General features: G+C 59.7%; 19 protein-coding genes. 15 read left to right on the top strand and 4 right to left on the bottom strand.

All coding sequences use genetic code 11. The features are described 5' to 3' along the window. Window positions 1–95: 95 nt before the first annotated feature. Together rpsU and I3J13_RS11810 are read left to right on the top strand one after the other, a co-directional pair. Window positions 96–323 (top strand): 30S ribosomal protein S21, encoded by a 228-nt coding sequence (gene rpsU / locus I3J13_RS25735; RefSeq protein WP_003508541.1) that lies wholly within the window; start codon window positions 96–98, stop codon window positions 321–323. Window positions 324–456: 133 nt separating this feature from the next. Continuing rightward, window positions 457–1353: a tetratricopeptide repeat protein gene (locus tag I3J13_RS11810; RefSeq protein WP_142781003.1), complete on the top strand. Its 897-nt coding sequence runs from the start codon at window positions 457–459 to the stop codon at window positions 1351–1353. A 72-nt stretch (window positions 1354–1425) separates the two neighbouring features. On the opposite strand, the gene I3J13_RS11805 is transcribed toward I3J13_RS11810, so the two are convergent. After that, entirely contained in the window at window positions 1426–1692 is a 267-nt protein-coding gene (locus I3J13_RS11805) for a DUF6074 family protein (protein ID WP_035239160.1), read from the bottom strand. Window positions 1693–2032: 340 nt separating this feature from the next. On the opposite strand from I3J13_RS11805, the gene I3J13_RS11800 reads away from it, so the two are divergent. Together I3J13_RS11800 and I3J13_RS11795 are read left to right on the top strand one after the other, a co-directional pair. Beyond that, window positions 2033–2311, top strand: a complete 279-nt coding sequence (locus tag I3J13_RS11800) for an exopolysaccharide production repressor protein (protein WP_059756990.1) — start codon at window positions 2033–2035, stop codon at window positions 2309–2311. 110 nt (window positions 2312–2421) lie between these two features. After that, window positions 2422–3411 carry a glycosyltransferase family 2 protein gene (locus I3J13_RS11795; RefSeq protein WP_135398630.1) on the top strand — a complete coding sequence of 330 codons (990 nt, stop codon included), beginning with the start codon at window positions 2422–2424 and terminating at the stop codon, window positions 3409–3411. A gap of 274 nt (window positions 3412–3685) precedes the next feature. On the opposite strand, the gene I3J13_RS11790 is transcribed toward I3J13_RS11795, so the two are convergent. Together I3J13_RS11790 and I3J13_RS11785 are read right to left on the bottom strand one after the other, a co-directional pair. Next, window positions 3686–4654 (bottom strand): polysaccharide pyruvyl transferase family protein, encoded by a 969-nt coding sequence (locus tag I3J13_RS11790; RefSeq protein WP_196378911.1) that lies wholly within the window; start codon window positions 4652–4654, stop codon window positions 3686–3688. Window positions 4655–4706: 52 nt separating this feature from the next. Beyond that, window positions 4707–5672 carry a glycosyltransferase family A protein gene (locus I3J13_RS11785; protein WP_003522136.1) on the bottom strand — a complete coding sequence of 322 codons (966 nt, stop codon included), beginning with the start codon at window positions 5670–5672 and terminating at the stop codon, window positions 4707–4709. 118 nt (window positions 5673–5790) lie between these two features. On the opposite strand from I3J13_RS11785, the gene I3J13_RS11780 reads away from it, so the two are divergent. The 10 genes from I3J13_RS11780 to I3J13_RS11735 all read left to right on the top strand — a co-directional run bounded on the left by I3J13_RS11780 (window position 5791) and on the right by I3J13_RS11735 (window position 18402). Then, a complete protein-coding gene (locus I3J13_RS11780; protein WP_196378910.1) occupies window positions 5791–7269 on the top strand; it encodes a lipopolysaccharide biosynthesis protein in 1479 nt (492 codons plus the stop codon). Between the two features lie 372 nt (window positions 7270–7641). Beyond that, window positions 7642–8790 (top strand): acyltransferase family protein, encoded by a 1149-nt coding sequence (locus tag I3J13_RS11775; protein ID WP_269829364.1) that lies wholly within the window; start codon window positions 7642–7644, stop codon window positions 8788–8790. A 4-nt stretch (window positions 8791–8794) separates the two neighbouring features. Then, complete coding sequence (exoK, locus tag I3J13_RS11770) at window positions 8795–9586, top strand: endo-1,3-1,4-beta-glycanase ExoK (RefSeq protein WP_196378909.1); 792 nt, start codon at window positions 8795–8797, stop codon at window positions 9584–9586. Window positions 9587–9647: 61 nt separating this feature from the next. Continuing rightward, window positions 9648–10829: a glycosyltransferase family protein gene (locus I3J13_RS11765; protein WP_196378908.1), complete on the top strand. Its 1182-nt coding sequence runs from the start codon at window positions 9648–9650 to the stop codon at window positions 10827–10829. 17 nt (window positions 10830–10846) lie between these two features. After that, complete coding sequence (locus I3J13_RS11760) at window positions 10847–11845, top strand: glycosyltransferase family 2 protein (protein ID WP_174037252.1); 999 nt, start codon at window positions 10847–10849, stop codon at window positions 11843–11845. After that, window positions 11842–12786 carry a glycosyltransferase family 2 protein gene (locus I3J13_RS11755; RefSeq protein WP_196378907.1) on the top strand — a complete coding sequence of 315 codons (945 nt, stop codon included), beginning with the start codon at window positions 11842–11844 and terminating at the stop codon, window positions 12784–12786. Before I3J13_RS11760 ends, I3J13_RS11755 begins: the two co-directional genes overlap by 4 nt. Next, window positions 12786–13781: a glycosyltransferase family 2 protein gene (locus I3J13_RS11750; protein WP_196378906.1), complete on the top strand. Its 996-nt coding sequence runs from the start codon at window positions 12786–12788 to the stop codon at window positions 13779–13781. Before I3J13_RS11755 ends, I3J13_RS11750 begins: the two co-directional genes overlap by 1 nt. A gap of 67 nt (window positions 13782–13848) precedes the next feature. Next, window positions 13849–14754, top strand: coding sequence for a UTP--glucose-1-phosphate uridylyltransferase (locus I3J13_RS11745; protein WP_035263633.1), 906 nt, complete (start codon window positions 13849–13851; stop codon window positions 14752–14754). Between the two features lie 108 nt (window positions 14755–14862). Next, the gene (locus I3J13_RS11740) at window positions 14863–17211 is read left to right on the top strand and encodes a polysaccharide biosynthesis tyrosine autokinase (RefSeq protein WP_196378905.1); all 2349 of its coding nucleotides are present in this window, start codon (window positions 14863–14865) and stop codon (window positions 17209–17211) included. 246 nt (window positions 17212–17457) lie between these two features. Further along, entirely contained in the window at window positions 17458–18402 is a 945-nt protein-coding gene (locus I3J13_RS11735; RefSeq protein WP_196378904.1) for a 2-hydroxyacid dehydrogenase, read from the top strand. Window positions 18403–18418: 16 nt separating this feature from the next. On the opposite strand, the gene I3J13_RS11730 is transcribed toward I3J13_RS11735, so the two are convergent. Then, window positions 18419–21394: a PAS domain-containing protein gene (locus tag I3J13_RS11730; RefSeq protein ID WP_196378903.1), complete on the bottom strand. Its 2976-nt coding sequence runs from the start codon at window positions 21392–21394 to the stop codon at window positions 18419–18421. Window positions 21395–21758: 364 nt separating this feature from the next. Between I3J13_RS11730 and I3J13_RS11725 the strand changes: the two genes are divergently transcribed. Beyond that, window positions 21759–22757, top strand: coding sequence for an ABC transporter substrate-binding protein (locus I3J13_RS11725; RefSeq protein ID WP_035263625.1), 999 nt, complete (start codon window positions 21759–21761; stop codon window positions 22755–22757). The last annotated feature ends 68 nt before the right edge of the window (window positions 22758–22825 follow it).

Genomic DNA, 22825 nt, shown 5'->3' with positions numbered 1-22825 from the left:
TCGCCCGGCTCGACAGCCGAACGAACGATTTTTTATTTGCGTGCGAATGCCTTATTCACATAGCAAATTAACCAAACCAAAGGAACGGGATTCACGTGCAGGTACTAGTCCGCGACAATAACGTTGATCAGGCGCTCCGCGCCCTGAAGAAAAAGATGCAGCGCGAAGGCATTTTCCGTGAAATGAAAATGCGCGATTACTACGAAAAGCCCTCCCAGAAGCGCGCTCGCGAAAAGGCTGAAGCCGTTCGCCGCGTTCGCAAGCTGGCACGCAAGCGTGCACAGCGCGAAGGTCTGGTTGCAGGCCCCCGCGCAGGCCGTTAATAGGCCGTCTTTTGGACGTTTTTGAATGCTTGTTGGGCGGGGGCGATCAATTCGCCGCCGCTCTTTGTGTTTGTGGCCGGAGAACGCTCTTGAAAACGACCGTGAGACCGGCCTGCGAGGGAACCCACACCGAATGATCGCTGTCGACGCCTGTGTTGTGAAAAACTCCGATGCCTCCGCGCGCCGGGTGCCATTGAAAAACAACAGAGGGTTCCGCGCTTCTCTGGTCGTTTGTACCGTCCTTGCCGGTCTTTCCGGCTGCGCGACATCCAACCAGACGGAAGATGTATTCAGGATCGACCGTGCCCAGGGTTCGCAGGAAAACATCGCCTCGCTCACCTCGGTCATCAACGCCAATCCGCAGGATCCAGAAGGCTATAACGTCCGCGGTTCGGCTTACGGCCGCGCCGGCGATTCGCGCCGCGCCATCGAGGATTTCAACAAGGCGCTGCAACTCAACCCGCGCTTTTATCAGGCCTATGCCAACCGCGCGCTGGTCTATCGCAACTCCGGGCAGCAGCAGCAAGCCCTGCAGGACTACAACGCCGCCCTGCAGATCAATCCGAGCTACGATGTGGCGCTGATCGGCCGTGGCAATCTTTACCGCCAGTCCGGGCGTGTGAACGAAGCCTTCAACGATTTCTCCCGCGCCATCGAGCTTGAAACCACCGACGGACGCGCCTGGCACAATCGCGGCCTGATCTACCAGCTGCGCAACCAGCATGCCCAGGCCATCGAGGACTTCTCCAAGGCAATCTCGCTGTCGTCGACCTCGCCGGAGCCCTATAACGGCCGCGGCCTTTCCTATGTCGCCTTGAACGACGATGAAAACGCCTTTGCCGATTTCAACCACGCCATTTCGCTGGATGGCAATGTGGCGGAATCCTGGGCCAACCAGGCGCTTGTTTATGAGCGTCGCGGCGAGATGGCCAAGGCCGCCAAGTCCTATGGGCATGCGGCCCGGCTCGATCCGAAATACAAGCCCGCACTCGACGGCGTTGCCCGCACACGCGGCGCCGGCGCTTCCTGATCAAACGAGCATGAACAAAAAAGCCGGCAGGTTTGACACCTGCCGGCTTTTTTTATGGAAAACGCTGAGGCCTCAATGGCTGTCGCGGCGTGCCTCTGGCGTGGCGTCGCCCGCCCACAATTCAGCCTGCACGGCGTTTTGAAATTCCATGACCTCGCGCCGCATGGCGGCGTCCTCATAGCCAAGCGCCATCAGACGGGCGGCCAGCTCGCGGCACTCCCTGCGCCAGAAATCATTCGCCTCCACACCATGCAGCCGGTCAAGCATGGTTGCACATCTTTTTACGTCGGCAATACGGTTCTTTGCCGGAAAGGCGATTACTTCTGAACTCGTTGTCACGCGGGCACCTTGCTCTTGCTGAGGAATCAATACCGACTTTTTAAAGGCGAGATGGTTAACGAAGTCTGCAGAGGGCGTAAGACAGCCTGCGATGGCCGCAAGAGAACGATTTTAAGCCTCTCAAAAGCAGGAAATCGCCTGGTAAGGCAGCCCCGATTGGGGGAAGTCATCGATTACCGAGGAATTTACCAATCAAGATTACCGAAATTTCATGCCGCAACCGTTAGAAGAAGTATATGTGTGTTGAAACAGCACCGGTCTCATCGTATATTTCTTGCAAAGAAGAAAAATGCCGCAGCGAAGTCAAAAATGGAGAAATCGTTCTCGGGAGGAGAGCACCATGTATGCACCTCGTGTTTTTTTCAGCATGATCGGTGCATTGCTTACCTTTGCGGTTGCGACATATTTCATCCACGGCTCGTTCTATACGGCATTCATCCAGACCCTCATCTGCGCGGTCATTCTGCAAGTCGGTTATTTTGTTGGGATTCTTGTCCTGGTCGCCCGGGAAAAACGGCGCATGCGCGAAACCTTCGCGCGGGACCGCGGCGCCGAGGCAATGCAGGCGGACGCCGTAAAAAGCCCGCCGCCGCACGGTGCGAAACTGACCGATATGTGAGCTTTCACGCAGCTTCATTTATTGCGTCGCAAAAAAATCGCTTGCATCCATACCCGTGACACTTTCTGCTGGCCAAATCCTGACGGTTGGTCAAAGCAGAAGGACAATACATGGTGAGCGGTTCACAGCCCATTTGCGTCATCATCGCTGCGAAAAATGCATCCGAAACAATCGATATCGCCATACGTTCCGCCCTTGTGGAGCCGGAGGTCGGCGAAGTCGTGGTAATCGACGATGGTTCCACCGACACGACGAGCGATGTGGCGCATGCGGCGGATGACGGCACGGGCCGTCTGCGGGTCGTGCGATTCGAGGTCAATCGAGGCCCTTCGGCTGCACGCAACCACGCCATCTCGATTTCATCGGCGCCCCTCATCAGCATTCTCGATGCGGACGACTTCTTTTTCCGGGGTCGTTTCGCCGCCATGCTGGCCGATGACGACTGGGATCTGGTGGCCGACAATATCGCCTTCATCCAGCAATCGGTCCCCGGCGCATCCTCCATGCAGCCGGCCCGCTTCGAACCGCAGGCACGATTTCTGTCGCTGACGGAATTCGTGGAAGGCAATATTTCCAGGCCCGGCGTCGAACGCGGGGAAACCGGGTTTCTGAAGCCAATCATACGCCGCGCTTTTCTCGACAAACATGCACTGCGTTACGATGACGGCCTGCGGCTCGGCGAAGACTACGAGCTTTACGTGCGGGCGCTGGCCGCCGGTGCGCGTTACAAGGTCATCCGCCATTGCGGTTACGGCGCGATCGTGCGCGGCAACTCGCTGAGCGGCCGCCATCGCACCGAAGATCTTCGCCGCTTATATGAGGCGGACAAGGCCATTCTCGCCGGCTGCCGGCTTTCGGCAGAGGAAACGGCGATCCTGCGCGAACATGAAAAACACATCCGCGCCAAATTCGAGCTTCGCCATTTTCTCGATGCGAAAAAGCAGAAGGGCATGGGCGGCGCGCTGAGCCATGCCCTTGCGCGGCTCCCCGCCCTGCCCGCCATCACGCGCGGCATCTGGAGCGACAAGACCGCCCGTTTCCGTAAATCCCCGCCAGTGCGGGATGTGCGTTATCTGCTGGACGGTACGCCGGTTTCGTAGGGGCAGATCCACTGCCGCAAGAACCGCGACAAGTCCTCGTTTCCCTCTTCCGTCATGACGGTCCCCGGAACTAGCCCGAGGATGATCCGGCATCCAGCCACGGCGCGTCTGCGCCGTGAAAAGAGTCTTTCGCGATCAATGACTTGATCGCGCTGGACCCCGGATCAAGTCCGGGGTGACGGCCTGCGGATTCTCCGCTCTTGCCAAACGCATAGGTGCCGCTGCACCTTATCCGTGGCGCGAAAAAAAGCACCGCTGCAGACTATGTAGACCCTCAGAGATAATCCCGCTTCACCGTTTCCAGAACGGCGGCAAAGCGCTCCTTGCGCTCTTCCAGCCGGCCATCCGGGCTGAGACGCGGCTCCGCGCGGCTTGCCTGCCAGAGCGCCAGCGTGGAAGGCGCGGCCAGCACCTGCTTGGCCAATTTGCGCAACGACCGGGGCTGCGTTTCCTGCGGCCGCACCAGCACGTCACCCTCATGCGCCGGGCCTTCGTGCGGCGGAACAGAACCGGTCTCGGCAATGACGGGGCCGGGCGGCGGCGGGAAGCTCATGCCCCAGAAGCGCGAGCCCTTTTTCGCCGCCTCAGCGCGGGTCGAAACCGGCACATAGCGCGGCTGATATTCGACACCCACGCTGCCGGCCCAGTCGCTCCATTTGAAGCTGTTGATCGACGGCGAGGTGCTGACCGCGACCCATGGCACGCGGAAGGCATCGGCAAGGATTGCGCCATGCATGGATTCGGCAACGATGAATTCCGACTGGGCGATGGCACGGATCACCGCTTTCGCCTCGCCGCGCGGGTCGAGATAGGTCAGTCCCGCCGGTTCGCAGACGGTTTCCCACATGCCGAATTCCGCCGATTCCCAATGCGGAACGAAGGTCTTCTTGTAGAGCTTCGGCAGGCCTTTGAAATCGGGCATCTCGGTGACCATGACGGCCGGGTCGACAATGCCCTTTTCGGGCGCGAGCCCCAGCTTGGCGGCGGTTTTTTCGCCGCGCACGCAGCGAATATCCCAGAACTCGGTGCTGGTATCCGGCACCGCGCCATAACCATAACCGCTGCCGATCACCAGCTTGCGCTGCTTTGCGGGCAAAAGAACATCGTTCAGCACGGTGCCGACGCCGACGAGCATGACGTCGTCATGCACATCGCGCAGGCCCGGAAGCAGAAAATCCCACAGCCACAGGTTGAGATCGTCACCGAAATTTCCGTGATGAGATTCCCAGTGGTAAGGTTTCATGAGGTCACTCCTGGGTGAAAAAACATATAAATTCTTGCGGGCGAGAATTCGCTCATCTGGAGCGGACGATTTTCCCAGCACCGAGCTCGAAAGCGGCGCGCAGCAATGCCGGATCGCGCATCGCCCATTTCAGGAGCAGCCCGAATTCGGGCGCCTTGCGCCGTTTCAGATTGCCCGCCTGGCTCCACAGCGCCTGTTTGCGCGCCGTGTTTTTATAGGAAGCGATGGAGGCGACATCGTCCGGCCGGCGTGAGAAACGCCCCTCCAGCGTATCGAGCGCCACCCAGGTATTGAACTGCTGGCGCAGGAATTCCGGCGAGGTGTTGTCGATGCTGTGGAAGATATTGACCCCCATGCCGCGCATCGCGCCGGCGTCGTCACAGAGAAGCGTGCGCTTCGATGCAAGGATGGAATCGCAGAAAAACAGCACGTCTTCCGCCGCCAGACGAAGCGCCGGGTCAAAGCGGATTTTCTCAAAAAGAGGGCGGCCGATCACCATGCAGGAGAGATGCAGGAAGCTCCAGTTGCGCAGCATCACACTTGCCAGATCCGGCAGTTCGATCACCAGCGGCTTCTCGGAAAGCCTTGCCGCGCCCTCATTCTTCTCCAGTTCGGAAATGGCGAAATGATAATAAAATTCGTCACTTGCCTGCATGGATGCCCAGTAGCACTCGCCGCCATAGGTCTGAAGCGCAAAGGCCGCATTCTGCAGATGATCGGGTGTCCAGATATCGTCGGAATCAAGAAAGGCGACATAGTCGGTGCCCTCAGGCACATTGTCCAGACCGGTGTTGCGGGCGCCGCCCGGGCCGGCATTGGCCTGTTTAATGACGAGAATCCGGTCTTTCTCACCCTGCGAAAGTTCCGCAAGTTCCTGATCGATCGGGTATGGCGATTCGTCATCGACGATGACAAGATCGAAATCCTGGTAAGTCTGCGCAAAAACCGATGCGAGTGCACGTCCCAAGACACCGTGCTGCTTTTGGTAGTAGGGAATGACGACAGTAAATCTTGCCATTGTTTCGCCCCTTGCGTTGATCAAGAAGTGTCGGGCCCGATCCTAAAAACGGCCCCGATGGTATCGGCAACTCCCAACCGGCTTTCCTCCCGCCGGCCTCCAGAAACAGGATGCTTGTATGCCCCCAGCGCCAAATGTAAAGACCATCACCACGAATGTCGGCTGGAGCGTTTTATCAAAAACAGGGACATTCGGGCTTAAATTTGTCACGGTCCCAATTCTCGCAAGACTGCTTTCCCCGGAGGAATTCGGGGTGGTTGCGGTAGGACTAACGGTTGTACAGTTTCTGACGATGATCGCCGGCGCGGGGCTGACCTCTGCCCTCATCGTCGAAAAGGAAGAGGATATGGAAACGATCCATACCGTCTTCTGGGCCAATCTGGCCATCTCCTGCACCATGGCCGCCGTCCTCTACATCTTCGCGGAATTTTTCGGCGGGCTGCTGGGCGCGGTGGAAAGCGCTTACCTGCTGCGCATCATGGCCTTCCTCATTCCGCTGCAGCTTGCCGGCGATGTCGCCTATTCGCTGCTCGCCCGGCGCATGAATTTCAGCAAGGATGCGCTTTGGAGCATGGCGTCGGAAAGCATCGCGGCCATCGTCGCGGTGGCGCTCGCCTTCATGGGCTTCGGCGTCTGGGCGCTGATCATCCAGCTTTTTGCCGCAGCCCTCATCCGGCTTGTCGGGCTTTATGCCGTTTCCCGCTATTGCCCGCGCTTCGTCATGAAACCGCGCCGGCTGGTGCCGCTTCTCGGCTTCAGCTCGGGGCTGATGGGCTCGGAAATCGCTAATTTCGTTACCTTTCAGTCGCCGATGGTGGTTATTGCCCGGCATCTTGGGCTGGCGGATGCCGGCGCCTATTCCGCCTCCAACCGCTTTGCCAGCATTCCCAATCAGGTGGTTCTGTCGGCCGTCATGGGTGTCCTGTTTCCCGCATTCAGCCGCATGATGGACGATCCGCAGCGCCGGCGCGATGCGCTGATGTTCAGTACGCAGGTGCTGACCGTGCTCCTGGCACCGATGATGTTCGGCCTCTGGGCGGTGGCGGAGCCGGCCATGCTTGTCATCTTCGGGCAGAACTGGGCCTATGCTTGGCCTGTCCTCGGTCTGCTCGCCCTGTCGAAGGCCATTCTGACGCCGTGCAGCACCTTCATCCCGTATTTGAAGGGTGCAGGTTACGGCCGCGTGCTGTTCTGGTCGGCGACCATCCGCGCCATCGTCACCACCGTCGCGGTCTGGCTCGCCGCGCTTTATGGAACCCTTATCGACGCGATGGTGTGGCTCTGCATCGTCAATGCGATAACGCTGGTCGCCTATTCCTGGGCCGTCTTCAAGGCGAGCGATACGCCCTTCTTCCGCGGCCTTTATGTCAGCAGCCGGCCGATGATCGCTGCGCTGGTGATGGCCGTTGCGGTGCGTTATCTGCTTCACGTTCTGGCTGAGCGCGTTCCCAATGCCACGCTTCAGGTTCTCATCGGCGCTGCCGTCGGCGGCCTCATCTATGCGGTGCTGATCCTGCTGACCGAACGGGCGCTGCTCGGGAAAATTCTCGGAATGGTCAAATCGCGGCGCATGCGGGATACTGCAACCCAAGGTTAGTTCAACCGCAGAAAAACGCGCCTCATTTCCGCCGTTAACCGGCCTTTTCCGCGGTGATTTTCCTCACCGCGGCAGGGCCGGATGGCGGTTCTTTTTGCAGCGCAACATCACGACAAATGACAATTTCACACGGTTGGGCGATTTTTAACGATGGCCATATTTATAAAACTGCCAGTAATTTCAGATATTTGAATTTTTAAAGCAACAGGAATGACCGGAACGCCAGACATTCACCCGCAAAATCTAAGCTTGTGTTTTTCCCGCGTCGCCACATTTTATCCCAAAGTCGAAACCAGACTTTCCAGTGCGGGCTTAAGTTCGCTCTGGTTGCAACGCGGCGTGGGTGGACGCCGCCCAATAGGGGTGACTGATGTGACTGTCGATCAGAACCTATCCTCCCGTATCAATTTGATGCGCATATTGCTGATCTCCGGGATCGTGTTCGTCCATGTGCCGCACGATGCCGAAACCAGCCCTTTTCTTGGCCTTTACGGTTTCTTCGACTGGCTGCGGGTTTTCCTGGGCGATGCGCTGTTTCGCATCGGCGTGCCCTGTCTCAGCGCCATTTCCGGCTATCTGCTGTTTCGCCGCGGCATGAGCGGTTTCGATTATCCGGCGACGATCCGCTCCAAGTCGAAAACCGTACTGCTGCCTTTCCTTCTGTGGAATGGCGCACTGTTTGCGGCCGTGTTGCTCATCCAGCTCTTCGATGTCGGCGTGGGGTATTTCCCCGATCTGTGGAATGCCAGCCCGCGTGAAATCATCAGCCATGGAACGGCGCTTGAGGAGCTGCCGGTGAATGTGCCACTGTATTTCCTGCGCGACCTTTTCGTCTGCATCCTGCTGTCGCCGGTGCTCGCCTTTCTGATGCGCCGTTTCGCCCTGCCGACGCTCGCCATCCTGCTCTTCATCACCGCCATGCCAGACCTGACGATTTTCATCGTTCAGAAGAAATCCATTCTTTTCAGCTTCTCGCTCGGCATTGCGCTCGCGCTTCATCGTATCGACGTCAAGGCGCTCGACCCCTATGCCGTGCCGATCATGGCGCTGACCTTTGCCGCCTCGGCCATGTTGGCGACGGGACTTTATTTCACCGGCCCGGAATTCACCTTCTGGCTCAACATGTCGCGCAATCTGCTTGCCGTCTTCGGCGCGCTCGGTTTCTGGGCATCTTCCGCCCTGTTGATCCGCAGCCGGCTTGGCCAGCGGCTTGCGGAAACCGGAAGCCTGAGCTTCTGGATATTCTGCGCCCATTATCCGCTCCTCGTCATCATGTGGATGGTGTGGAACAAGGGCGGGCCGGATTTCTACCCCGCCTTCTATATCAGCGCGACGCTTTCCGCCTTCGTCATTCTGGTGGTCAGCAATGCCCAGACCCGCAAATACCTGCCGGCCGTCTATGCCGTGCTGACAGGAAGCCGCAGCGGCAAAGGCAAGACGAAGGCCGATTTTGCAGCAAAACGGGCCGCCATGATCGGCCCGCCGACATCCGAAACGCTTTATTCGCAACGACAGAGGTGAACCAATGACAACATTTGTCACCCGCGTTCAGACACGCATTCTTCTCGCCGCAGCCCTTCTGGCCGTCCCTTTTGCGACGCCCGGCCAGGCACAGGAAGGCAATGGCGCATCCTTCATCGAGAACTTCGATTCCATGGACAGAAGCTTCTGGTACGTGTCCGACGGCTGGAACAATGGCGCGCATCAGAACTGCACCTGGTCGAAGAAACTGGCGACGGTGGAAAACGGCCAGCTGACACTCGGTTTCGAAGAAGCCAAGGCCGGAGACCGCAAATTCGCCTGCGGTGAAATCCAGACCAAGGGGCGTTATCGCTACGGCACCTATGAGGCACGCATGAAGGCCGCCACCGGCTCGGGCCTCAACTCCGCCTTCTTCACCTATATCGGCCCGACCGACAAGAAGCCGCACGATGAAATCGACTTCGAGGTTCTGGGCAAGAACACGGGCAAGGTGCAGCTCAACCAGTATATTTCCGCCAAGGGCGGCAATGAGAAGCTGGTGCCGGTGGAAGGCGGCGCCGATGCCGGCTTCAACGATTATGCCTTCGTCTGGGAGCCCCAGCGCCTGCGTTATTACGTCAACGGCAAGCTCGTCCATGAAGTGACGGATGAGTCGAAAATTCCCCAAAATGCCCAGAAGATTTTCTTCAGTCTGTGGGGCACCGATACGCTGAAGGACTGGATGGGCGCCTTCTCCTATTCCGGCGCAACGCAAATGATCGTCGACCGGTTTGCCTTCACGGCGCTCGGCGACAAATGCCAGTTCCCGGAATCCATCGCCTGCGCCCTCAACTGATTTTTTTGAACCAACCCGTCATCCGCGGCGTCTCTGACGCATGAACCAACCGGACCCTTGCATGACCCATGTTCTATATCTCGCGCATGATCTGTCGGACCCCGCCATTCGTCGGCGGGTGCTGACCCTGCTTGCGGGCGGGGCGCGGGTGACGCTGGCGGGCTTCCGGCGCGGACAGAACCGACTGGCGGAGATCGAAGGCGTCGTACCCGTCGTGCTCGGGGAGACCGCCGACGGGCAGTTTCTGCAGCGCATGGCGGCGGTGGCGAAAGCCAGCCTTTCGCTCGGCAAGACCCTGAACGGCGTCTCCGCCCCCGATGTCATTCTTGCCAGAAATCTGGAAATGCTGGCACTGGCAAAGCGGGCCATGTCGATCTATGCCGGACAGCCGGCGCTGGTTTATGAATGTCTCGACATTCACCGCCTGCTTCTTAACAAGGGCAAGCCCGGGCAAATGCTGAATGCCGCACAGCGTTATTTCGCACGCGACGCCAAGCTGCTGATCACCAGCTCTCCGGCCTTCGTGGAGCATTATTTCAAGCCCGTGTCGGGCCTTGATCTTCCCGTCCTGCTGCAGGAAAACAAGGTGCTGGCGCTCGATGCGGCCGTTGCCGCCACGCCGCAACCACGCGCTCCCGCCCCAGGCGACCCATGGAAAATCGGCTGGTTCGGCGCGCTGCGCTGCCGCAAATCGCTGGAAATCCTTGCCGAATTTGCCCGTCTAATGGAGGGCAAGGTCGAAATCATCCTGCGCGGCCGGCCGGCCTATTCGGAATTTGCCGATTTCGACGGCTTCGTGGCCGCTGCCCCGCATTTGCATTTCCATGGGCCTTACAAGAACCCCGAAGACCTTGCCGCCATCTATAACGAGGTGCAGTTCACCTGGGCGATAGACTTTTTCGAGGAAGGCCAGAATTCCAGCTGGCTGCTGCCCAACCGGCTTTACGAAGGTTGCCTTTATGGCGCCCTGCCGATTGCGCTGGCCGGCACGGAAACCGCCCGCTTCATCGAAAAGCGCGATATCGGCTTCGTGCTGCAACATGCCGGCGCTGACGATCTCACCGCACTGTTTAACCGGATGAACCCGCAAACCTATGCGGACGCCTTCAACACCCTCTCGGCAACAGACAGGAAACAATGGCTGACGGACCGCGACGATTGCCGTCTGCTGGTGCAGCAACTGTCCTCTCTCGCCAAATCCGCTTCCGGCCATGCCCGTGAAGCGCAGTTTTCACCCGTGTAGTGCGTAGGGGGCAAATCATGGAAGGTCTTGGTCATTCCGGCATCAGAACGCTGATCGTCATTCCCTGCCTCAATGAGGCGAAGACGATCGAGGGGCTGCTTGTCAAATTCACCGGCGCGATGCAGGGGCGTCTTTTCCGCATCGTGGTTGCCGATGGCGGCAGCACGGATGGAACCCCCAATATCGTTTCCGCCTTCGCGGCGGCGGATGACCGCGTGACGCTTCTCGCCAATCCGAAGCGCATCCAGAGCGCCGGCATCAATCTTGCCGTCGCCACCTTCGGCGAGGATTTCGACTACCTCATCCGCATCGACGCCCATGGCGATTATCCCGATGATTATTGCCAGCGGCTGATCGAGGATGCCGAGCGCACCGGCGCGGATTCCGTCGTCGTCGCCATGGATACGGTCGGCCACGGCCTGTTCCAGAAGGCGACGGCCATCGCCCAGAATTCCAAGCTCGGCAATGGCGGCTCCAAGCACCGCGAAGGCGCGAAAGGCCACTGGATCGACCATGGCCACCACGCGCTGATGCGGATCGCCGCTTTTGATGCGGTGGGCGGTTATGATGAAAGCTTCAGCCATAATGAGGATGCCGAGCTGGATTTTCGCCTGCGCAAATCCGGTTTCCGCATCTGGATGACCGACAAGACCCGCATGACCTATTATCCGCGTGCGAGCGTCATGCCGCTCTTCAGGCAATATCTCGCCTATGGCCGCGGCCGGGCGAAGAACCTGCTGAAACATCGCTCTATCCCGAAAATCCGCCAGATGATCCCGCTCGCCGTGCTGCCGGTTTTCATCCTCGCGCTGCTGTCGCTTGTGCATTGGGCGGCACTTATTCCGCTCGGCCTCTGGATCGCCGCATGTGTGGGTTATGGCTTGTGGATGGCAATAGGTCAGAAAAACCCATACGGCCCGCTCGCCGCCTTTTCGGCGATGGTGATGCATCTGGCCTGGTCCACCGGCTTCTGGCTGGAACTCCTGAAATTCCGGGGAAGAAAGGCTGTCTCATGACCGACAACACCGTCACCCGCACAGATGATTCGAAAACCGTCGATATCGGCATCTGCACCTACAGACGCCCGGCACTTATCGCCACACTTCTGTCACTCTTCGAGCTGGATGTGCCGGAAGGCGTGAAAGTTCGGCTGATTGTTGCCGATAATGACGAGGAGCCGAGCGCCAGGGCAAGCGTCGATCGCCTGCGCGAAACCGCCCCCTTCGAGATCACCTATGTGCATTGCCCGAAATCGAATATTTCGATTGCCCGCAATGCCTGCCTGTCGGAATGCAAGGCGGATTATCTGGCCTTCATCGATGATGACGAGACCGCCCCGCCGAACTGGCTGGCTGCCCTTCTGGAAAAGGCCGATGAAACCGGTGCGGAAGCCGTTCTCGGCCCCGTAACGGCGGTTTACCGGGACAATGCGCCGGGCTGGATGAAACGCGGCGATTTCCACTCGACAGTTCCGGTCTGGGTCAATGGCGAGATCATCACCGGCTATACCTGCAACACATTGCTCAAGATGGATGCGCCCTCGGTGAAGGGCCGGCGCTTCGCGCTGGCGCTCGGCCAGAGCGGCGGTGAGGACACCCATTTCTTTTCGCATCTTCACGCCGCTGGCGGCCGCATCGTTTTTGCGGAAGACGCCATGCTGTCCGAACCGGTGCCGGAAAATCGCGCAAGCTTCATGTGGCTTGCCAAACGCCGCTTCCGCTCCGGCCAAACCCATGGCCGCGTGCTGGCGGACAGGAAACCCGGTATACGCCGCGTGGTGCAGGTGCTGAAGGCAGGTTCGAAAGTGCTGTATTGCGCCGTCTTCGCCGCCTTGAACGGTTTCAACGCCGTGCGCCGCAACCGTTATGCGCTGCGTGGCGCACTGCATATGGGCTCGATGAGTGGCGCTTTCGGCGTGCGTGAAATCCGCCAGTATGGCGCGGTGGAGGCGACCTGATGGAAAACCTTGCCTCGCCGCCCGATATCAGCTTCGTCATCGCCGCCTATAATGCCGCCGATACGATTGAAGCCGCCATTCAAAGCGCACTCGACCAGCAGGGTGTAACGCTGGAAGTGATCGTCGTCGACGACCGCTCCGCCGATGACACCATTGCGCTCGTGGAAGCTATCGCCATCATCGATCCGCGCGTCCGCCTGCTTGCTCTTGCCGAAAACCTCGGTCCGGGCGGGGCACGCAATGCCGGTATCGAAGCCGCGACCGGACGCTGGATCGCCGTGCTCGATTCCGACGATGTCATCCGCCCGGAGCGCTCCGCCTGCATGATGTGTCGGGCGGAAGCCGCCAATGCGGCGATTACGGTCGATAATCTCGATGTCGTCTATACCGACGGCAGGCCAATGGAGACGATGTTTCCGGAAGAATTTCTGGAAGAACGGCCGGTTCTCACGCTTGAGGACTTCATTTCCTCCAACATTCTTTTCCGCGCCACCTTCAATTTCGGCTACATGAAACCGATGTTCCGGCGCGATTTCCTCAATGGTGAGGGACTGCGTTTTCGCGAGGATATCCGCATCGGCGAGGATTATATCCTGCTCGCCTCGGCGCTCGCTGCCGGCGGTCTCTGCGTCATCGAACCGAAGCCGGGTTATGTCTACAATATCCGCGAAGGCTCGATTTCGCGCGTGCTCGAACTGCACCACGTCGAAGCGATGATGCGGGCGGATCAGGAATTCCTGAGCCATTACACTTTGCTGCCCGCCGCCATGGATGCGCAGCAGGCGAGAGCCCGCAGCCTGCGGCTGGCGCATAATTTTTTGACATTGGTGGAAAACATCAAGAGCCGCTCGGTACTCGGCGCCTTGAAGACCACGATTAGGGATCCTGCCGTGCTGGGGCACTTAAGAATGCCGATAGCGGTGCGGCTGAGGAGGCTGCGGGACGCCATGTTTGCACCCGCGGCGAATACTGGGGTGAAAAGACAGATTTCGTGAAATTGACGCGTGGACGAAATCTGCGCGGGGACTGGGGACAGATCAAACCTTGATGAAGGAGAACGCGATGGACCTGAACAAAACTGTCAGAAAAGCCGTCATTCCCGTAGCTGGCAACGGCACACGGTTTTTGCCCGCCACCAAGGCGATGCCGAAGGAAATGCTGACGATCGTGGATCGTCCGGTCGTGCAATATGCCGTTGACGAGGCCATGCAGGCCGGCATCGAGCACATTATTTTCGTGACGAGCCGCAACAAGACCGCCATCGAAGACTATTTCGACAGCGCGCCGGAACTCATCAACACGCTCACCCGCTCCGGCAAGACCGTGCAGGTGCTGCAGCTTGAAAAGATGCTGCCGGTTGCCGGCACCGTCAGCTACACGCGTCAGCAGGTGCCGCTCGGTCTCGGCCACGCCGTCTGGTGTGCGCGCGAACTGGTGGGCAAGGAGCCTTTCGCCCTGCTGTTGCCTGACATGGTTTCCTATGGCGCACGCGGCTGCATCGCCGGGCTGATGGAGCTTTACGATGAAGTCGGCGGCAATATTCTCGGCGTCGAGGAATGCCTGCCGGAAGAAGTCTCGTCCTATGGCGTCGTCGGCGTCGGCCAGAAGGTCAATCACGGCTTCGCCGTCACCGAAATGGTCGAGAAGCCGGAACCATCCCGGGCGCCTTCGAATTATTACCTGAACGGCCGTTACATCCTGCAGCCGGAAATCTTCGATATTCTCGCCAAGCAGGAACGCGGCGCGGGCAATGAAATCCAGCTGACCGACGGTATGAAGCGGCTTGCCGAAAAGCAGTCTTTCCATGCGCAGAAATATAGCGGCCGCACCTTCGACTGCGGCAGCAAGCAGGGCTTCATCGCCGCCAACGTCGCCTTCTCGCTGATGCGCGCCGACATGGAAGCCCAGGTTCTCGCTTCGGTGAAGGAACTGGTGGCAAACCACGAAAGCCGCGTTCAGGCGGCCTGACTTTAATCGCGCCGCCGGGGGAGGCGGCCGGCGCACCAATAACGGGAGGCGGGAAGGCGAGCATGTGTTCGGCTTCCCGCGTACCATTTTAATTCACAAGGTAGGTCCATGCACCACAAGACCTTTAAATCCAATATCGGTTTTCCGGAGTCCGGCAAGGATTCCGACACGTTCATCGACCTCGACCGCCTGTGGGCCGCCGTGGTGCGTCGCGCCAATGTCATTGCCGCTTCGGTCATTGCCGCCGTGGTTCTGGCTGGCCTTTATCTGGTGCTTGCGACCCCCGTTTACACCGCGATGACGCAGGTGCTCCTGGATGAAAGCCTTTCCCGTTATGCGGAAGAGGAATCGCCGGTACCCGCCGCGCAGATCGTCGACAACCGCATCGCCAGCGCCGTTGAAATTTTGAAATCCAAGGAAATGGCGCTGACGGTGGTCGACAAGGCCAGGCTCGATGAGAACGACACCATCGTCAATCCGCCGATGTCGCCGGTCGAACTCGTCAAATCCTCCGTGCGCGGCATTCTCGATCTCGTCCTGCCGGGCGATCCGCCGGTTTCCGAAGCCGCAATCCGCGCCGGACGCCGCGAAAAGGCCGCCGCCGTTCTGCAGCAGTCGCTCACGGTGGAACGCGTCGGCCGCAGCTCGGTCATCGCCATCTCCACCCGCTCGACCGACCGCCAGCTTGCCGCGCAGATCGCCAAAACCTATGCCCAAGCTTACCTTACCGAACAGCTGAACGCCAATTTCGACGCCAGCGAGCGCGCCTCGGTATGGTTGCAGGAACGCATGACGGACCTCAACCAGCGCGCCCAGGCGGCTGAACTGGCTGTGCAGAAATTCAAATCGGACAACAACATCGTCTCCTCGCGCGGCGAGCTGATGTCCGAAGGCCAGCTTGCCGACCTGAACGGCCAGCTGATCGCCGCGCAGGCCGATGCCGCGACGGCCTCTGCCCGTTACAACCAGTATAAATCGATCATCGACCGCGGACCGGATGCGGCCGTCGACAATGCCGTCGTTTCCGCCCGTGACACCGACAATTCGGTCATTCAGGATCTGCGCAAACGCTACATCACCATTTCCGACCGACAGCAGGGCATCGTCCAGCAATTCGGCGCCGATCACCCGCAGGCGATCGCGCTGGACGCCGAGAAGAAAGAGGTTTCGCGGCAGATCTATCAGGAACTGCAGCAGCTTACCGGCAGCCTGAAGAACGAATACGACGTCGCCAATTCCCGCGTTCAGTCGCTGCGCGACAATATCGACAAGGTGGCAGGCCGCAATTCCGAAGCCAACATCACCATGGTCCAACTGCGCGAACTCGAGCAGCGGGCAACGGCGCTGCGCACCCTCTACCAGTCCTATCTCGGCCGCTTCGAGGAGGCTTCCCAGAAGCAGTCGCTGCCCATCGCCAAGGCGCGCATCATCTCCGAAGCGGGCCTGCCGACATCGCCTTCCAGCCCGAAAAAGACCATGACCATGGCGCTTTCGGTCGTTCTCGGCCTGATGCTCGGCGGCGGTATCGCAGCGCTTCTCGAATTCCGGGATCGCTTCTTCCACACCGGCAATGATGTGCGTGACAATCTGCGCATGCGTTTTCTCGGTTACCTGCCCTTCATCGGTGAAAGGGGCGTGGAAAACGCCAAGGCGGGCAACAGCGCCGCCACCCCCGGCGGCGAGAATGCGACGCTTGACGAAAGCGGACAGGTCTCGTTCCAGAAAATGCTGCGCCTTGCCGTCGACAGCCCGCGCTCCAGCTTTGCGGAAACGCTGCGTAACGTGAAGCTGACGGCGGATGTCGTCATTCAGGAACGCCAGTGCCGGGTCATCGGCGTGATTTCCTGCCTGCCGAACGAAGGCAAGTCGGTTGTGGCGCTCAATCTTGCCGGGCTGATCGCCTCCACCGGCAAGCGCACGCTGGTCGTGGATGCGGATATCCGCAATCCCGGCCTCAGCCGCATGCTGACGACACGGCAATCCGCCGGCCTCGTCGAAGTCGTGCTCGATGAAGTTCCGTGGACGCAGGCGGTGAAGGTGGATACGCGCACGAAAATGGGCATCCTGCCGGTTTCCACCAGCAACCAGTTCGCCCATTCGAGCGAGCTGCTCTCCTCCTCCGGTATGCGCAAGTTCATCGACTCCGCCCGCGAGGCCTGCGATTACATCATCGTCGACCTTGCACCCGTGGTTCCCGTCATCGACGCCAAGGCCTTTGCGCCGCAGGTGGACGGTTTCGTCTTCGTCACCGAATGGGGCAAGACGCCGATCCAGATGGTGCAGAACCTGATGGCCAACGAACCGCAGATCGCCAACAAGACGCTCGGCATCGTGCTGAACAAGACCGACATGACGGAATTGCAGCGTTATGCCGGCCCCGGCGGTTCGGAACATTATCACGAGAAATTCTCGGCCTATTACGGCGATGCGAAGCCGCCGGTAAAGGAAGACGCGTGATCGTGAAGATTTAACAGGCCGGTTGCATCCACACTCCGTCACCCCGGCCCCCGAGCCGGGGTCCAGCCAGCCCAAGTCCTTGGGCTGAAAAGAAGTCTTGGCGCCGCGCAGACGCGCGGCGGCTGGATGCTTGATCTAGTCCGGCATGACGGAAGAATCACAAATTCCCCCATTCCACCCATGGTATTGCCCGCCGAAATTGCGCATTGATGGCGTGAAGCTAAAATCGCAAGCAGGATCAGTCCCATGCCATCACCCATCGCCTTTGTTTCACGGATGAATGCGGAAACGGAAGCCGTCTGGAAACAGGCGCTGCGCGCCGCCATGCCCCAGGAGGAAATCCTTTCCTTTTCCGAATTGACGGACGAGCAGCGACGGGCAGTGGATTTCGCCATCGTCGCCAATCCCGATCCGGCCGATATCGCGGCACTTCCGGGCCTCAAATGGATCCACAGCCTGTGGGCGGGTGTCGAGCGGCTGGTGCTGGAACTGGGCGATAAGGCTGCCCCCATCGTTCGGCTGAAGGACCCGGAGCTTTCCCGTGTGATGGCCGAAGCCGTGCTGGCATGGACCTATTACCTGCAACGCGACATGCCCGCCTATCGCGAAAACCAAAAAAAGGCGCTCTGGCAGGAGCTGGACTATCGCCACCCCGGCGAGATGACCGTCGGTCTCCTCGGCCTCGGAGCGCTCGGCACGGCTGCGGCGGAGCGCCTTATCCATGCCGGTTTCAACGTTGCAGGCTGGAGCCGCTCGGCCAAGGCGATAAAGGGCGTGGAAACGTTGACCGGCGATGACGGGCTGCAGGCATTGCTGGAAAAGAGCGACATTCTCGTCTGCCTCGTGCCGCTTACCGATGCGACGCGCGGTCTTCTCGATGCCGGCCGTCTCGCCGCAATGAAACCGGGGGCGGCACTCATCAATTTCGCCCGCGGCGCGGTCATCGTCGCCGATGACCTGATTGCGGCGCTTGATTCCGGCGGGCTTTCGCACGCCGTTCTCGATGTCTTCGAGCAGGAGCCGTTGCCCGCCGCTTCCGCCTTCTGGCAACACCCCAAAGTTACGGTCCTGCCGCATATTTCCGCGCCGACAAGCCGGGAAAGTTCGGCCCGGATCGTGGCCGGCAATGTCCGCACATGGCGGGAAACGGGCGGGCTGCCGGAGACGGTCGACATGGCCCGCGGTTACTGAACGGAGGCAAGGCGGCCTATTCGGCCGCCACCGACTTGCCCGTATGGGCCTGTTCAACGGCGGAGACGATCTGCTGTTCGTCATAGGGCTTGGTCAAGAGAACCGCGCTTGCCGGCGCTCCTTCCGGCAAATGGCTGTCTCCCGTCGCAAACACAATGGCAAGCCCCGGCTTGCGGCGCAGGGCCTCCACCGCCAGTTCGCCGCCCTTCATGTCGGGCAGGCCGATGTCGGTGACGAGCACGTCGATCTGATCCACTTCGATAGCCTTCAGCGCCTGCGCCGCATTTCCGGCCTCGATGACGGCAAAGCCGCTCTCCGAGAGCATCTCCGTCGAATTCATCCGGATCAACTCGTCATCCTCGACCAGAAGAACGCGTATGGACCTGTTTTGATTTTCGACCGCCCTGACCGGTTCGGAAAGTTTCGAAGAACCCGGCGCCGATGTCGGCCGCGCTCTCGACAGCGAAACCTGTTTGCGGTTGGCGATGACGTGGCGGATGCGCCGCGCCAGCGCTTCGCGCGTATAGGGTTTGGAGAGAAGCTCCACCCCGGCATCCAGCTTGCCGCCATGCACGATGGAGTTTTCGGTGTAACCCGAGGTGAAGAGAACGGCGAGATTGGGCAGCCGTTCCTGCGCGCGGCGCGCCATTTCCCTGCTTTTCAACGGTCCGGGCATCACCACGTCGGTGAAGATGACATCGATCGGAATGCCGCTTTCCACCACCGTCAAACCGGCCTGCGCATCGCGGGCGGTGAGCACGCGGTAGCCGAGATCGCTCAAGGTCTCGACGACGGTGTTGCGCACTTCCTCGTCATCCTCCACCACAAGAATGGTTTCCGTGCCACCCTCCACGGGGCCGGTCGGCATCACCACTTCCCTGTCCTCATCGGCGGCGGAGCGCGGCAGATACATCTTCACCGTCGTGCCCTGCCCCACCTCGCTATAGATGTTGACATGGCCGCTGGACTGTTTCGCAAAACCATAAACCATCGAAAGCCCGAGGCCGGTGCCCTTGCCTTCCGGTTTTGTCGAGAAGAACGGCTCGAAGACCTTTTCGAGAATCTCCGGCGACATGCCCGAACCCGTATCGGTGACGGCGAGCATCACATATTGCCCCGCCGAAACTTCCGAGTGCTTGCGGGCATAATCACGGTCAAGAACCGCATTTCCGACCTCGATGGTCAGCTTGCCCTGCCCTTCCATGGCGTCGCGCGCATTGATGGCCAGATTGAGAAGAGCGTTCTCCACCTGGTTGGGGTCGGCATAGGTGTTCCAGAGACCACCGGAGGTGATGACCTCCACCTCGATCGCCTCGCCGAGCGAGCGGCGAAGCAGATCGTCCATGCCGGTTACGAAACGGGCGATATTGATGACGCGCGGCTCCAGCGCCTGGCGGCGGCCGAAGGCCAGAAGCTGGCTGGCCAGCTTTGCGCCGCGATGAACGCCGGCAAGCGCGTTTTCCAGCCGCCGCTCCGCACGTTCATTGCCGATCACATCCTTTGACAGCAATTGCAGATTGCCGGCGATCACCTGTAGCAGATTGTTGAAATCATGCGCCACGCCGCCGGTGAGCTGGCCGATGGATTCCATTTTCTGCGCCTGCTGTAGCGCCTTTTCGGTCTGGCGACGCTCGGCCATTTCCGCCTCGACACGCGCCTCGAGGCTCTCGTTCAATTGCCGAAGCTGCTCTTCCGCCCGGATGCGGTGACGAATTTCGCGCTCGAGATTGCTCGCATGTTCCTTGAGGGTGTTTTCAGCCCGCCGCTGTTCGGTGACATCCGTATGGACGCCGACCCATTCGGCAATGGCGCCGGCCTTGTCGAAAATCGGTACGCCACGGATCGCAAAAGTGCGGTAGACGCCGTCATGGCGGCGCACCCGATGTTCCCAGATATAGGTCGACTTTTCCGCGACCGCTTTGTTCCAGCTGTCGACAGACCCCTGCCTGTCCTCGGGATGGACCGCATCCGCCCAGCCAAAACCCTGATAGTCTTCCGGAGTCTGACCCGTCAAAGCGCTCCAGGCGGGTTGTTCGCCCAGCATCATTCCTTCGGCGCTGTTGGTCCACAGCACACCGTGCACGGCATTCACCGCAGCACGGAAACGATTGTTGCTGATGAGGATTTCCCGCTCCGAGCGCTTGCGCTCCTCGATATCGATAATCAGCACATAGATGCCGTCGATGGAGCCATCGGCAATGTAACGCGGAACATAGCGGATTTCGGCGGCGCGCGTGCTGCCGTCCGGTCTGCTGATCACGGTATCCGAAACGATCTTCTCGCCGCTGAGTGCGCGGTCGAGATAGGCCCTGCGGGCCTCGAAAAACGCCTCGCCGACGATTTCGGGAACGCTGCGGCCGATCACCTCCTCGGCGCGGCGACCGAACCATTCCAGATAGCCGTCATTGGCGAATTTATAAACGTAATCACGGTCGACATATCCGACCAGAATGGGCAGGGCATTGGTAAGCCGGCTCAGTTCCTTGCGGCTCTGCTCCAGCGCCTCCACGGCCTTCACCTTATCGGTATTTTCAAGCACGGTGCATAAAACGCCGTCTACCGTGCCGCCCTCATTGTAGATCGGCGTGTAGAACAGATCGAAGATCACCTCCTCCGGCAGGCCATGCCGCATCAGCGTCATCGGCTGGTCGCGATAGGCCATGACCTCACCGCGAAAACCGGCTTCGAGAATGCGGCTGTTCCAGTCCCATATTTCCGGCCAGATGCCGGGTACGGTTCCGCCCAGCGCCTGCGGGTGATAATTGCCGGCGATCTCCGCATAGCCGTCATTATAGATCATCACATGATCCCTGCCCCACATCAGCACCTGCGGAATGGGCGAGTTGACGACGGAATTGGCTTTTTGCCTCAGATTTTGCGGCCAGTCGCAAATAGGACCGAGCGATGTCTTCGACCAGTCGAAGCGGCGCACAAGCTCACCCGTTTCACCGCCACCGATCGGCCATACCGGCGCAGCACCAAGATTGGTCATTCAACATCACCACAAAAACCGAGAGAAAATCTCCCGTAATACAGAACAGGATAAAAGTCCAAGAAAACAGAAACTTCCGCTTATTGTTCCCAAGCTTTTCAGAAAATTGAAAAAGTTCCATCGCAGCGTAAATGTCGCAAGGCGAATGCTAAACCATCAGACATTTCAGGACCTTCGCGCGAGAAATTTCTCTAATATATCCCTACGACCCCGCCTTCGTTTGACAATTGGCATCCTCAATACGCCAGAAATTGCCGCAAACGGGATGGCGACAAAGGAATTATTAAGCCTCAATAAGGGTGCTGGCGGTCGCGGTGCCGTCAGCGCCCGGGTCTTCGCCACACCGCGACCAGAGGGAACAACAATGAAAATACTTTTGGGTGCCACAATTCTTTCCGCCGGCTTCGCCTTTTCAGGCGGCGCGGCCTATGCCGCCGACTGTGGAAACGTGACGATCGCCAGCATGAACTGGCAATCCGCCGAAGTCGCCGCCAATCTGGACAAGCTCATTCTCGAAAAGGGCTACGGATGCTCCGCTGAAATCGTCACCGGCGACACCGTGCCGACTTTGACCTCCATGGCCGAAAAAGGCCAGCCGGATATCGCGCCTGAGGCATGGGTCAGCCTGCAGCCGGAAATCGTCAAGCAGGGGCTGGAAGGCGGCAAGGTCGTTGCGGCCGCCAAGATCCTCTCTGACGGCGCGGTCCAGGGCTGGTGGATTCCGAAATATGTCGCCGACGCCAATCCCGATCTCAAGACCATTCCGGACCTCTTCAAACATCCCGAACTCTTCCCCTCGCCCGAAGACAAGTCGAAGGGCGCCGTGTTCAACGGCCCGCAGGGCTGGGGCGGCACTGTCGTCACTGCGCAGCTTTTCAAGGCTTTCGGCGGTGAAAAGGCCGGCTTCACCCTCGTCGACACCGGCTCCGCGGCAGGTCTCGACGGCTCCATCGCCAAGGCTTACGAAGCCAAGCAGCCTTGGGTCGGTTATTACTGGGCGCCCACCTCGCTGCTCGGCAAATATGAGATGGTGAAGCTCGGCTTCGGCGCCGACTACGATGCGGCTGAATGGAAGCGCTGCACATCCGTCGCCGACTGCGCGGACCCGAAGCCGAACGCATGGCAGGTGGATGACGTGCAGACGCTGGTGAGCAAGACCTTTGCCGATCGTGCCGGCCCGGCCATGGACTATCTGAACAAGCGCGCCTGGACCAACGACACCGTCAACAAGCTGATTGCCTGGATGACGGACAACCAGGCGACCGGCGAAGACGGCGCCAAGCACTTCCTGAAGGAAAACGAGGCGCTGTGGACGGGCTGGGTATCTCCTGACGTCGCGGAAAAGGTAAAGGCCGCCCTTTAAAAGCCGGCCCCTGCATATCTGCCCGGCAAACGGCGTCCGCCAGCGGCGACGCCGCGCCCGCATCGGCC

The organism is Agrobacterium leguminum, from assembly GCF_015704895.1.
Lineage (GTDB): Bacteria > Pseudomonadota > Alphaproteobacteria > Rhizobiales > Rhizobiaceae > Agrobacterium > Agrobacterium leguminum.
This window is presented reverse-complemented; position numbering and strand designations above follow the sequence as displayed.